Origin of the sequence: Leclercia sp. GLN_9, assembly GCF_043105735.1 — a bacterium.
Classification (GTDB): domain Bacteria; phylum Pseudomonadota; class Gammaproteobacteria; order Enterobacterales; family Enterobacteriaceae; genus Enterobacter; species Enterobacter adecarboxylatus.
The window spans coordinates 1-12732 of the sequence record NZ_JBICLV010000018.1; the positions used below are offsets into that span (position 1 = coordinate 1).

Below are 12732 nucleotides of genomic sequence, written 5' to 3' on the forward strand. Positions count from 1 at the left end.
CGCATGTACCCCTCACCCCAGCCCTCTCCCCATAGGGGAGAGGGAGCCGACTGTGCCAGAATCAGGAGAGGGAGCCGACTGTGCCAGAATCAGGAGAGGGAGCCGTCTGTGCCAGTATCAGGAGAAGGAGCCGACTGTGCCAGTATCAGGAGAGGGTGCCGACTGTGCCAGTATCAGGAGAGGGGCCGACTGCGCCAGTATCAGGAGAGGGAGCCGACCGTGCCAATTTTTGTGTGAGGATCCTTCAGCCCACAGGGAGGTCGCATGTTCCCCCTCACCCCAACCCTCTCCCCAGAGAGGAGAGGGGGCCGACCGAGCCAATATCAGGAGAGGGGGCCAACCGTGCCACTGTTTTTTGCGAGGATCCTTCAAACCTTGACGGACAGGGCGTAAAGCATCAGAACTGCGTATTCACGCTCATATACCAGGTCCGTCCCGGTTCGTTATAGGTATACGCGCCCGCGCCATACATATACGCCCCGGTAGTGGTATTCCCGGTAGTCTGGGCATTACCCGCACGCCACTGACGTTTATCGAAGACGTTATCCACGCCACCGGTCAGGCTGACGTATTTGGTCACGTCCCAGGTCGCGCTCAGGCCGACGATGCTGTAAGGGCTAACTTCGTCCTTCTCAGAACCACTCACCGGCTGACCTTTGTAGTTGTACTTCTTCGGCTGCTGCTTGCCGTACCAGGTAAAGGTCGACTGCAGCGACACATCCTGCTGTACCTGCCAGCTCAGGGTTGAGTTCAGCGTGTACTCCGGGATGATCGACAGGCGGTCGCCGGTCTCCTTGTTCTTGCTTTGCAGCATGTAAGTTACGTTGTTCGTCCAGTTGATGGTGTCGCTCACCGGCACGTTCAGCGTGCCCTCCAGCCCTTCCACCACCGCTTTCGGCACGTTTTCCCACTGATAGATATCGGTCTGCACTTTACCGGAAGAGGTATGACCCACCGGGGCGTAGCCCGCTTCAATCTTGTCGCGATAGTCGTTACGGAACCAGGTCACGCCCGCCAGCCAGCCGTCGCGTTTCCACTCCAGGCCGATCTCTTTGTTGATGCTGGTTTCGGCTTTCAGATCCTCGTTACCCAGCATATAACAGCCGACGCCGTCCGAACTTGCATAGCAACCCTGGCCTTTGCTGTAGAGCAGGTAGTTCGGGTTGGTCTGATACAGGCTCGGGGCTTTATAGGCCCGGGCGATCCCCATTTTCAGGGTGAAATCATCCCCCAGACCTTGCGACAGGTTCAGGGACGGACTCCAGTTGTTGCCCACGATGGAGTGATGATCGAAGCGCAGCGCCGGGGTCAGCATGGTGCTGTCGGTCAGCTCCATGTTGTTCTCCGCGAACAGGGAGAAGATTTCGGCATCTGAGTACGGGCTGCGGTTGTTGCTCATCCCCGGAATGGCGCCGCCCTGCAAGGTCTGGCCGTTGGAGGACATATCCTTCATCCGCTGCTGATCCCACTCGGTGCCCAGGGTCAGGTTCTGGTTGACGATAAAGTCGATCGGCAGGTTGATTTCGCTGTGCAGCATCACGTCGGACAGGTCGGTATCGGTGAACTTATTGCTGTTAAACAGCCCTTCCAGACCGCCTGCCAGCCCTTCGCCCAGACGCGAGTTGCGGGTGTGTTCGTACTGCGCCCAGTTGTTGGTGGTGATGCCATTATCCCAGCCGCCGGTCCAGGTGAGCGCGAAGTTCTGGCGATAGAGACGGTTGGTCTCTTTGCCGTAGTTCTTCTTCACCAGCCCGTTGCTGCTGTTGTCGTTATTGGTGTTCTGCGTATCGCCCGCGTAAAGGTTGTTCTGACGGCTGTAACCGGCCTCAAACTGCAGGGCCTGCATCGGGGCAAAGTCCCAGCGCAGCACGCCGTTGATGTCTTTGTTTTCGACCCCTTCGCGTCCGGCAGGCAGCGTATCGGCATAGGCACCGGTACGTTCAGACTGATGGCCCTGGTTGATATCCCATGCATCGGCCTGGGTTTTATCCAGGTTGCCGTACAGGCGGAAGCTGAAATCCCCGCCGAGCGGGCCATTCAGGCTAAAGTTGGTGCGTTTGGTGGAGCCTTCTTCATTGTGCTCTGGGGTGTTCAGATAGGTATTCCAGGAGCCATGCCACTCGTTGCTGACCTTTTTGGTGATGATATTCACCACGCCGCCCGCTGCGCCGTTACCGTAACGTGCAGCCGCCGGGCCACGGATCACCTCGATGCGCTCGATCATCTCTGGCGGCACCCAGCCGGTATCGCCGCGGGTATCACGCTCGCCGCGCCAGCCCAGACGGATAGAGTTGCGGCTGGTCACCGGCTTGCCGTCAATCAGGATCAGGGTATTTTCAGGACCCATACCGCGGATATCAATCTGGCGATTGTTGCCGCGCTGGCCGCTGGTGGAGTTACCGGTGAGGTTGACGCCCGGCATGGTGCGGATGATCTCTGACACATCGCGCGCGGCGGGGTTTTTACGGATCTCATCCGCGGTGATGGTTGAAACGCCCGGTGCCTGCAGGTTCTGCTCGGCGGCGGTGATCACCATGGTATCTTCGTTAGCCGCGGTATCGGCTGCCATCGCAGGCAGTGCCGCACCGTAAATCCCCAGATTGACCAGTAAGGCCAGTGAGTGAAGCTTGTAATTCATTGTCTGTCCTGCTTTTCAATGCCGCATGCCTCAAGGCTCCTTCCCGAATGGGTGAGGCGGCGGAAGGATATCGCCCGCAGTCTGCGAAAACCTCTCTGTCCTGAGTCAGTACGCAGCGCATGGCATGGTTATTTAATGTGCGCGCTTCCCACAGCGCGCCCATACGCTATTGCAAATGAAAATAGTTATCAATAATATTATTGATATTGTTTATCTTTTATCAAAAAAACCGAACAGGTCATGGGGTTATATCGGTGACGACGCTGGAAACGGGGAGCGATGGCTGGTGGCTGTCGAAGCAGGGGCCGGAGTGGGTACGGGAAGACGACCATTACCGGGTGACGTTCTGGTGGCGCGATCCGGCTGGAACAGAGCAGACCTCGCCGCTGAAGCGGGTGTGGATCTACATCACCGGCGTGACCGATCACCACCACAATGCCCGCCCGCAGACGCTGGTGCGCATTGCCGGAACCGATGTCTGGCAGTGGCAGGGCGAGTTCAGCCCGACCTGGCGCGGCAGTTACTGTTTTATCCCCTCAACCCATGAAGACGACTTTGCCGAGACGGTATTTGCCACCGATCCGCCGGACCGCATGGCGTTGCGCGAAGGCTGGCGCAAGCTGCTGCCACATGCCGTCGCCGATCCGCTTAACCGCCAGCACTGGCGCGGCGGGCGCGGCCATCCGGTATCAGCGCTTGAGATGCCCGAGGCACCGGTTCAGCCCGGCTGGGATCGGCTCGACACCGCTTATCGTCCTCCGCACTGTATTGCCTGGCAAAGTACCCGCCTCGGTAATACCCGCCGGGTCTGGATCTTCACCACCGGTGAGGACACCCCTCATGAGCGCCCGCTGGCGGTGCTGCTTGACGGCCAGTTCTGGGCCGAAAGCATGCCGGTATGGCCCGCGCTGACGGCACTGACTGAACAAGGCCAATTGCCCCCTGCCGTTTATGTGCTGATCGATGTGATAGATACCGTCCACCGCAGCCACGAGCTGCCCTGTAACCCCGATTTCTGGCTGGCGGTACAGCAGGAATTACTCCCCGAGGTGCATAAGCTGGCCCCGTTCAGCGACCGCGCCGATCGTACCGTGGTCGCCGGGCAGAGCTTCGGCGGGCTTTCCGCGTTGTATGCCGGGCTGCACTGGCCGGCGCGTTTTGGCTGCGTGCTCAGCCAGTCCGGCTCCTTCTGGTGGCCCCACCGCGGCGGCAAGCAGGACGGCCTGATCCTTGAGCAGCTTAAAAACCACCAACTGTCGGCACAGGGGCTGCGCATCGTCCTTGAAGCGGGGCGACGGGAACCCCTGATTTACCGCGCCTGTCAGGCGCTGTACGCCGAACTACAGCACACCCGGCAGCCGGTTATCTGGCGGCCGGTTGAGGGTGGACATGATGCACTTTGCTGGCGGGGAGGGCTGACGCAGGGGCTGATGACTCTCTGGCAGCCGATTATTTAATCACGGAGTCTGGTATGGAATTCAGTAACCCCTTCGACGATCCACAGGGTCTGTTCACCCTGGTGCAAAACGCGCAACAGCAGTACAGCCTGTGGCCGCAGCAGTGCGCCTTGCCGGAAGGCTGGCGCGTGGTGTGCGAGCCGCAGTCGCAGGAAGCTTGTCAGCAGTGGCTTGCTGCCCACTGGCAAACGCTGATCCCGGCCCATTTTGCACAGGTGAACCCATGAGCGCTGCCTATCCTCTTGTTGCCGCCCAACCGGGTATCTGGATGGCGGAACAGCTTTCCGACCTGCCCAATGCCTGGAGCGTGGCCCACTACGTCGAACTGACCGGCCCGGTTGACGCCCCACTGCTGGCGAAAGCAGTAGCGGCGGGCATGATGCAGGCTGATACCCTGCGCATGCGGTTTACCGAAGACAACGGCGAGATCGCGCAGTGGGTGGACGAGAGCATTATCCTGCCGGAGCCGCAGATCATTGATCTGCGCGCGAACCCCGACCCCCATGCCGCGGCGCTGGCGCAGATGCAGGCCGATCTTAACCAGAACCTGCGCGTGGACAACGGGCAACCGCTGGCCTTTCATCTGCTGATTCAGGTGGCAGACAACCGCTGGTACTGGTATCAGCGTTATCACCATTTAGTGGTGGATGGCTTCAGCTTCCCGGCCATTACCCGCCAGATCGTCGCCATTTATCGCGCCTGGTCTAATGGCGAAGCCACGCCGGAGTCGCCTTTTACCCCCTTCGCGGAGGTAGTGGAGGAGTATCAACGCTACCGCGACAGCGAGGCGCATACCCGCGACGGTGCTTTCTGGGCCGAACAGCGCAAGCAGCTTCCGCCGCCGGTGTCGCTCTCCAGCGCGCCATTGCCCGGGCGTGCTGCCACGACCGATATTTTGCGCCTGAAGCTGACCGCCGATCGTCACGCCTTCAGCCAACTGGCCACTGCCAGCCAGAGCCAGCGCACCGACCTCGCCCTGGCGCTGGTGGCCCTGTGGCTCGCCCGCCTGACCGGGCGCATGGACTATGCCGCTGGCTTTATCTTTATGCGCCGGATGGGGTCTGCGGCCCTGACGGCCACTGGCCCGGTGCTGAACGTGTTGCCGCTGGCGGTGAACATCAGGGCGCAGGAGACGCTGCCGGAGCTGGCCCAGCGCCTGGCCGGGCAGATGAAAAAGATGCGCCGCCATCAGCGTTACGATGCCGAGCAGATCGTGCGCGACAGCGGGCGCGCCGCCAGCGACGAAGCGCTGTTTGGCCCGGTGTTCAACGTTAAAGTCTTCGACTACCAGTTGGATCTTGCTGGCGTTCAGGCGGTCACTCATACCCTCGCCACCGGCCCGGTCAACGACCTGGAGATGGCGCTGTTCCCGGACGAGCAGGGCGGCCTGAGCATTGAGATCCTTGCTAACAAGCAGCGTTATGATGAAGCCACCCTGGTGCGCCACGTCGAGCGCCTGCATGGGCTATTAGCGCAGTTTGCCGCCAATATTGACCTGCGCTGCGGCGAGGCAGAAACGGTGTCTGATGCCGAATATCAGCAGCTGGAGAAGATTAACCAGACTGAGGTGACGCTGCCGCTCACCACCCTGAGCGCACTGGTGGCGGAGCAGGCGGCGAAAACCCCGCACGCGCCAGCGCTGGCCGATGCGCAACACCATCTGACCTACCGCGAGATGCGTGAGCAGGTGGTGGCTCTGGCGAACCAGCTGCGCGCCCGGGGCGTGAAGCCCGGCGACAGCGTGGCGGTGGCGTTACCGCGTTCAGTGTTCCTGACGCTGGCGCTGCACGCCATCGTCGAAGCGGGTGCCGCGTGGCTGCCGCTGGACACCGGCTATCCCGACGATCGCCTGCAGATGATGCTGGAGGACGCCAGACCATCCCTGTTGATTACCACGGACGACCAGCGCCCGCGCTTCAGCCATCTGTCGGTGGACGTGTTTAGTTACAACACACTATTTAGTGCTGAGGGCAGCGAACCGCTCAACCTCAGTGCCCCGGAACAGACCGCCTATATCATCTTTACCTCTGGCTCGACAGGACGGCCAAAAGGGGTGATGGTCGGCCAGACCGCCATCGTCAACCGCCTGCTGTGGATGCAAAACCACTATCCGCTCACCGCCGACGACGTGGTAGCGCAAAAAACGCCGTGCAGTTTTGACGTCTCGGTATGGGAGCTCTGGTGGCCCTTTATCGCCGGGGCGAAGCTGGTGATGGCCGAGCCGGAGGCGCACCGCGATCCGCTGGCGATGCAGGCGTTCTTCGCGAAATATGGCGTCACCACCACCCACTTTGTGCCGTCAATGCTGGCGGCTTTTGTCGCCTCGCTGACCCCGGAAAACGCCGCCTGCTGCGCCAGCCTGAAACAGGTGTTCTGCAGCGGTGAAGCCCTGCCGACGTTGCTGTGCCGCGAGTGGCAACACCTTACTCATGTGCCGCTGCATAACCTGTACGGCCCCACCGAGGCGGCAGTGGATGTCAGCTGGTATCCGGCCTTTGGCCCGGAACTGGCATTGGTTACAGGAAACAGCGTGCCGATTGGCTTCCCGGTGTGGAATACTGGCCTGCGCATTCTGGATGCCATGATGCGCCCGGTGCCGTTCGGCGTGGCGGGGGATCTCTATCTCACCGGCATTCAGCTGGCGCAGGGCTACCTGGGCCGCCCGGATCTGACTGCCAGCCGATTCATCGCTGACCCGTTCGTGCCGGGTGAGCGCATGTATCGCACCGGCGACGTGGCCCGTTGGCTGGATAACGGCGCGGTGGAGTATTTAGGCCGCAGCGACGATCAACTGAAAATTCGCGGTCAGCGCATTGAACTGGGGGAAATCGACCGGGCGATGCTGACCCTGCCCGATGTGGCCCAGGCGGTGACCCATGCCTGCGTTATCAACCAGGCCGCAGACACCGGCGGCGATGCCCGTCAGCTGGTGGGCTATGTGGTATCGGAGTCCGGCCTGCCGCTGGACCGCGATGCGCTGCTGACCATCCTGAAAACGCAGCTGCCACCGCATATGGTGCCGGTGGTGTTATTGCAGTTAAGCGCGCTGCCGCTCAGCGCCAACGGCAAGCTGGATCGCAAGGCGCTGCCGCTGCCTGAACTGACGGTGAAAACCCCGGGGCGCACACTGGAAAGCGACGCGGAACAGGCGATTGCGGCGGCATTTTCTGCCCTGCTGGGCTGCGAGATCAACGACATCGAGGCCGATTTCTTCGCCCTTGGCGGGCACTCGCTGCTGGCGATGCGTCTCGCTGCCAGCCTGAGTCGCCACTTTGCCCGCCAGGTCACGCCCGGTCAGGTCATGGTGGCTTCGACGGTGGGCAAGCTGAGCGCGTTGCTGACCGGTGACATGAGCGATGAGCAGGCGCAGCGTCTGGGTTACGAGACGCTCTTGCCCCTGCGTGAAAGCCACGGCCCGACGCTGTTCTGCTTCCATCCGGCCTCCGGCTTTGCCTGGCAGTTCAGCGTGCTGGCGCGCTACCTCAATCCACGCTGGTCGATCGCTGGCATTCAGTCTCCGCGACCAGGGCCGATGGAGCAGTGCGCCACGCTGGATGAGGTGATCGAGCATCATCTGGCGACGCTGCGCGCCCAACAGCCGCACGGGCCTTATTATCTGTTCGGTTATTCCCTCGGCGGCACGCTGGCGCAGGGTATTGCCGCCCGGCTGCGCGCGCAGGGGGAAGATGTCGCGTTCCTGGGACTGCTGGATACCTGGCCGCCGGAGACGCAAAACTGGCGCGAAAAAGAGGCGAATGGCCTCGATCCTGAAGTATTAGCGGAGATCGAGCGCGAGCGTCAGGCGTTTCTCGCCGCCCAGCAGGGGCAGGCTTCCGGGGAGTTGTTCAGCGCGATAGAGGGCAACTACGCCGATGCGGTACGTCTGCTGACCACGGCCCACAGTTCTGCCTTTGACGGCAAAGCGACGCTGTTTGTTGCCGAACGAACACGAACGATGGATCCGCACCAGGCCTGGGCGCCCTGGGTGGGAGAACTGGAGGTTTATCGCCAGGATTGCGCCCATGTCGATATCATCTCTCCAGAGGCGTTTGAACAGATAGGGCCGATGTTGAAAGGGATATTGGGGTAGCTTATCCCCTCACCCTAACCCTCTCCCCATAGGGGAGAGGGAACAGTACGGAGCCGGTTTTTCGGCCTTGCACTTTGGGGAAGAGGGTGCGGGGCCGGTTTTTCGCCCTCGCCCCTTGGGGAAGAGGGCACGGGGCCGTCTTTTCACCCTCGCCCTTTGGGGAAGAGGGTACGGGGCCGTCTTTTCACCTTCGCCCTTTGGGGAAGAGGGTACGGGGCCGTCTTTTCACCTTCGCCCTTTGGTGAAGAGGGCACGGAGCCATGTTTTCACCCTCGCCCCTTTGGGGAGAGGGCCGGGGTGAGGGGATCAGACCGCACGTTTCCCCAACGGCACCACCAGCGGTGTGCCCGCCACCGGATCGTCGATAATCATGCAGCGCATCCCGTAGATCCGCTCGATCAACGCCGGGGTGACGATCTCCTTCGGCGCACCCTCCGCCACAATTTTTCCCTCGCGCAGGGCAATCAAATGGGTGGCATAGCGGCAGGCCTGATTGAGGTCATGCAGCACCGCCGCCAGGGTAAAGCCCTGGGTGCGGTTCAGGTCGCTCAACAGCTCCAGCAGGTCAATCTGATGGCTGATATCCAGCCAGGTGGTCGGTTCGTCCAGCAGCATAATTGACGTCTCCTGGGCCAGCACCATTGCAATCCACGCCCGCTGGCGTTGCCCGCCGGAGAGGGTGTCCACGCTCTGCGCCGCCAGGTCGGTAATACCCGTGGCCTGCATCGCTTTGGCCACCGCCGCTTCGTCCTCTTTACGCCAGCGGGTGAAGAGCGGCTGGTGCGGATAGCGCCCGCGCGCGACCAGCTCCTGCACCGTAATATCCCCCGGCGTCGTGGCGTTTTGCGCCAGCAGTCCGACCCGGCGCGCCACCTCTTTGCTGGCGAAGCGCTGGATCTGCTCGCCATCAAGAAATACGTTGCCGTGTAACGGGGTCATCAGGCGGCTCAGGGTACGCAGCAGCGTCGATTTTCCACAGCCGTTGGGGCCGATAATGGCGGTAAAGTGGCCGTCGGGGATCGCCACCTGCAGATCCTTGGCCACGGTTTTTTTGCCGTAGCCGAGGGTCAGATTTTCGCCGCGCAAGCGGGTTGCAGTCTCTGTCATTTCTTGCGGGACTCCTGAACAAGCAAGACGATGAGGTAGATCCCGCCAAGACTGACGGTTACCACCCCCACCGGAAGTTGATACGGCATAAACAGCTGCTGGGCGCAGAGATCGGCGGCCAGCAACAGCAGCGATCCGCACAGCGCCGACTGGGTTAACCCCCAGCGGGCAGTGCCGCTCAGACGCCGCGCGATGTGCGGGGCCACCAGCGCAATAAAGGATATCGGTCCGGCAATCGCCGTCGCGGCGGCGGTTAACACCACCGCCACCAGCATCAGCATCAGACGCGAGCGCTCGACGCTCACGCCCAGCGCGCAGGCGCTGTCGTCCCCCATCTCCAGCAGGCGCATCCGTTTGACCAGCAGTAAGGCGCAGATAAACATCAGCAGGATCAGCGGGGCTGCGGGCAGGGTTTTGGCCCACGTCAGGCCGTTGAGCGACCCGGCGAACCACAGCCCGGCAGAGAGCGAGGTCTCCAGCGACGCCTGCAACAGCAGCCAGGTGTTAAAGGCCATCAGCATGGCGCGCATACCGATGCCAATGATGATCAGGCGGAAGGTCTCGATGCCATCGCGCCACGCCAGCCCCCAGACGATCAGGGAGGTGAGAATGCCGCCCGCCATCGCCGCCAGAGTAATGGCCGTCAGGTGCTGACCAAACAGCACCATCGCCACCAGCACACCGCTCCAGGCCCCGGTGTTAAAGCCCATCACATCCGGGCTGCCGAGGGGGTTACGCATCAGCGACTGGAAAATCGCGCCACTGATCCCCAGCGCCGCGCCCACCAGCAACGCCATCATCACCCGCGGCAGTCGCCATTCGGTCACCACCATAGTGATATTGCGCGGCGCACTGCCGGTAAGGGCATTAAAGACCTGAGTGAAATCAAGCGTCACCGCGCCACTGCGCAGGCTAATCACGGCCACGGCGAGGCTAACCAGCATCAGCAGCAGGCAACTGAGCACTAACCGACGGGAAGGGGTCATCACAGGGCACCTCCGCGCTTACGGCGTACCAGGAAAATCAGCACTGGCGCGCCGATAAAGGCGCTGACCACCGAGACGCGCAGTTCGCCCGGCACCAGCAGACGCCCGATAATGTCGGCAAACAGCAGCAGGGCAGGGGTGGCAAGCAGCGTCACCGGCAAAGACCAGCGGTGATCGGCCCCCACCAGCCAGCGCGCCATGTGCGGCATCATCAGGCCGATAAAGGCAATGGGGCCGACCACCGCCGTGGCGCTGCCGCACAGGACGGTGATGGTCAGTAACCCGGTCAGTTGGGTACGCGCCACGCGGCTGCCGAGGGCGGTGGCGGTGTCGCTGCCAAGGCTCAGGCTGTTGAGCGCCCGGCTTAACAGCAGCGCCACGGTGGCGGCGATCAGCACCGGCACGCTCACCACCTGTAAGGTTTGCAGGGTGCGGATATCCAGCGACCCCGCCTGCCAGAAGCGCAGTTGATCGTAAACGTCCGGGTTGAGCAGGGCGATACCGTTGGAGAGGCCGTCCAGCACCGCGCCGAGCGCCACACCCGCCAGCGTCAGGCGTACCGGGCTGAGCTGGCCTCCGCCCTGGCTGCCGGTAAAGGCAACCAGCAGCGAAGCGGCAAAGGCGCCGCACAGCGCCATCACCAGCTGTTCACCAGGGGTGGAGAAACCAAACAGCGCTGCGCCCAGCACGATGGCGAAGCTGGCACCGGCGTTAACGCCGAGAATGCCCGGGTCGGCCAGCGGGTTGCGGGTCAGGGTTTGCATCAGCGCCCCGGCGAGACCGAGGGCGGCTCCGGCCAGCAGACCGGCGAGGGTACGCGGCAGACGCGCATCCCGCACGATGGTGCAGTCGGCGCTTTGACAGGTGGCGGTGAGGGCATCCACCACCACGGAAAACGGCAGCGGTTTCGCACCCACCGACAGGCTGAGGGCGATCGCAAATGTGAGCAATAGCAGTAAACCGGGCACGGCAAGGGCACGTGGCGCGGAAGAGGAGTACGACATAGCAACGTCCATGACTTGATAATGATAGTAATTATCGTTATCTATCTTATTTAGCTATGTTAGCATGTGCGGCCATGGAATTGGTACAAAAGAAACCATTAAGGCTTTGTAATGACCCGACAATCCTGGCTGCTCAATCTGAGCCTGCTGAAGACTCATCCGGCGTTTCGTGCTGTTTTTATTGCCCGTTTTATCTCCATTTTATCCCTTGGCCTGCTCGGCGTGGCCGTTCCGGTCCAAATCCAGGCGATGACCCACTCCAGCTGGCTGGTGGGGCTATCCGTCACCCTGACCGGCGGGGCGATGTTTATTGGCCTGATGGTGGGCGGGGTGCTGGCGGATCGCTACGAGCGTAAAAAGCTGATTCTGCTGGCGCGCGGCACGTGCGGCGTGGGGTTTGTCGGTCTGTGTCTGAACGCGATGCTGCCGGAGCCGTCGTTAATCGCCATTTACCTTCTCGGCCTGTGGGACGGCTTTTTCGCCTCGCTCGGCGTGACGGCGCTACTGGCGGCGACGCCAGCGCTGGTGGGGCGCGAAAACCTGATGCAGGCCGGAGCCATCACCATGCTGACCGTGCGTCTGGGATCGGTGATCTCGCCGATGGTGGGAGGGTTATTGCTCGGCACCGGCAACGTGGCCTGGAACTACGGCCTGGCGGCGGCGGGCACGTTTATCACCACCTTAACTCTGCTGCGTCTGCCTTTACTGCCGCCACCGCCACAGCCGCGTGAACATCCGCTTAAATCCTTGCTGGCGGCGATCCGTTTTCTGTTCAGCAATCCGCTGATTGGCGGTATCGCCCTGCTGGGCGGGTTACTGACGATGGCGAGCGCGGTGCGGGTGCTTTACCCGGCGCTGGCGATGGAATGGCAGATGAGCGTGTCGCAGATTGGTCTGCTGTATGCCGCCATCCCTCTGGGGGCGGCCTTTGGTGCCCTGACTAGCGGCAATCTGGCGCAGAGTGCCCGTCCAGGGTTGATTATGCTACTGGCGACCCTGGCCTCGTTTATTGCGATTGGCTTCTTCAGCCTGATGCCGGTCTGGGCGCTGGGGGTGATCTGTCTGGCCCTGTTCGGCTGGCTGAGTGCGGTCAGCTCGCTGCTGCAATACACCCTGATCCAGACCCAGACCCCGGAAGCGATGCTCGGGCGCATCAACGGCCTGTGGACGGCGCAGAACGTGACGGGGGATGCGATTGGTGCCGCCATTCTGGGCGGGCTGGGGGTGATCATGACCCCGGTGGCGTCGGCCAGCAGCAGCGGATTTGTGCTGGCCATCGTCGGGGCGATGTTGTTGGTGGTGTTAGCCGAGTTGCGCCGGTTCCGGCAGACGCCAGCTACGGTGTAGCGGGAATGTGCCGGGCGGTGGTTTTCTTCCTCTCCCTGTAGGCTGAGGGATCCCCAGTCATTTTATTGACCTTACAGCAATGAAATAATCACAATATTATAAA

The 12732-nt window shown here is 61.9% G+C and carries 8 protein-coding genes; 4 read left to right on the forward strand and 4 right to left on the reverse strand.

The window, feature by feature from the left end; genetic code table 11:
* Nucleotides 1-397: 397 nt before the first annotated feature.
* Nucleotides 398-2638, reverse strand: a complete 2241-nt coding sequence (locus ACF8PE_RS14915; protein ID WP_392495032.1) for a TonB-dependent siderophore receptor — start codon at nucleotides 2636-2638, stop codon at nucleotides 398-400.
* A 254-nt stretch (nucleotides 2639-2892) separates the two neighbouring features.
* Here ACF8PE_RS14915 and fes point away from each other — a divergent pair, with 254 nt between their 5' ends.
* From fes to entF, 3 genes are read left to right on the forward strand one after another with little or no spacing between them, the layout of a single operon-like run.
* Nucleotides 2893-4095: an enterochelin esterase gene (gene fes, locus ACF8PE_RS14920; RefSeq protein ID WP_155166423.1), complete on the forward strand. Its 1203-nt coding sequence runs from the start codon at nucleotides 2893-2895 to the stop codon at nucleotides 4093-4095.
* A gap of 14 nt (nucleotides 4096-4109) precedes the next feature.
* Nucleotides 4110-4322, forward strand: coding sequence for an MbtH family NRPS accessory protein (locus ACF8PE_RS14925; protein ID WP_032616978.1), 213 nt, complete (start codon nucleotides 4110-4112; stop codon nucleotides 4320-4322).
* The gene (entF, locus tag ACF8PE_RS14930; protein ID WP_392495033.1) at nucleotides 4319-8185 is read left to right on the forward strand and encodes an enterobactin non-ribosomal peptide synthetase EntF; all 3867 of its coding nucleotides are present in this window, start codon (nucleotides 4319-4321) and stop codon (nucleotides 8183-8185) included. Before ACF8PE_RS14925 ends, entF begins: the two co-directional genes overlap by 4 nt.
* Before the next feature lie 306 nt (nucleotides 8186-8491).
* On the opposite strand, the gene fepC is transcribed toward entF, so the two are convergent.
* The 3 genes from fepC to fepD are packed head-to-tail and all read right to left on the reverse strand — an operon-like array spanning nucleotide 8492 to nucleotide 11282.
* Nucleotides 8492-9292: an iron-enterobactin ABC transporter ATP-binding protein gene (gene fepC / locus ACF8PE_RS14935; RefSeq protein ID WP_032616980.1), complete on the reverse strand. Its 801-nt coding sequence runs from the start codon at nucleotides 9290-9292 to the stop codon at nucleotides 8492-8494.
* Complete coding sequence (gene fepG / locus ACF8PE_RS14940; protein ID WP_392495034.1) at nucleotides 9289-10278, reverse strand: iron-enterobactin ABC transporter permease; 990 nt, start codon at nucleotides 10276-10278, stop codon at nucleotides 9289-9291. The genes fepC and fepG overlap by 4 nt, the downstream gene beginning before the upstream one ends.
* On the reverse strand, nucleotides 10278-11282 hold the full coding sequence (gene fepD / locus ACF8PE_RS14945; RefSeq protein ID WP_032616982.1) for a Fe(3+)-siderophore ABC transporter permease: 1005 nt from the start codon (nucleotides 11280-11282) through the stop codon (nucleotides 10278-10280). The genes fepG and fepD overlap by 1 nt, the downstream gene beginning before the upstream one ends.
* A gap of 111 nt (nucleotides 11283-11393) precedes the next feature.
* Between fepD and entS the strand changes: the two genes are divergently transcribed.
* The gene (gene entS, locus ACF8PE_RS14950; RefSeq protein WP_059308541.1) at nucleotides 11394-12629 is read left to right on the forward strand and encodes an enterobactin transporter EntS; all 1236 of its coding nucleotides are present in this window, start codon (nucleotides 11394-11396) and stop codon (nucleotides 12627-12629) included.
* The last annotated feature ends 103 nt before the right edge of the window (nucleotides 12630-12732 follow it).

Excerpts from the sequence above, each read along its gene's own strand:
- ACF8PE_RS14915 (WP_392495032.1), bottom strand. The coding sequence starts at position 2,638 with ATGAATTACAAGCTTCACTCACTGGCCTTACTGGTCAATCTGGGGATT.
- ACF8PE_RS14925 (WP_032616978.1), top strand. The coding sequence starts at position 4,110 with ATGGAATTCAGTAACCCCTTCGACGATCCACAGGGTCTGTTCACCCTG.
- entF (WP_392495033.1), top strand. The coding sequence starts at position 4,319 with ATGAGCGCTGCCTATCCTCTTGTTGCCGCCCAACCGGGTATCTGGATG.
- fepC (WP_032616980.1), bottom strand. The coding sequence starts at position 9,292 with ATGACAGAGACTGCAACCCGCTTGCGCGGCGAAAATCTGACCCTCGGC.
- fepG (WP_392495034.1), bottom strand. The coding sequence starts at position 10,278 with ATGACCCCTTCCCGTCGGTTAGTGCTCAGTTGCCTGCTGCTGATGCTG.
- fepD (WP_032616982.1), bottom strand. The coding sequence starts at position 11,282 with ATGTCGTACTCCTCTTCCGCGCCACGTGCCCTTGCCGTGCCCGGTTTA.
- entS (WP_059308541.1), top strand. The coding sequence starts at position 11,394 with ATGACCCGACAATCCTGGCTGCTCAATCTGAGCCTGCTGAAGACTCAT.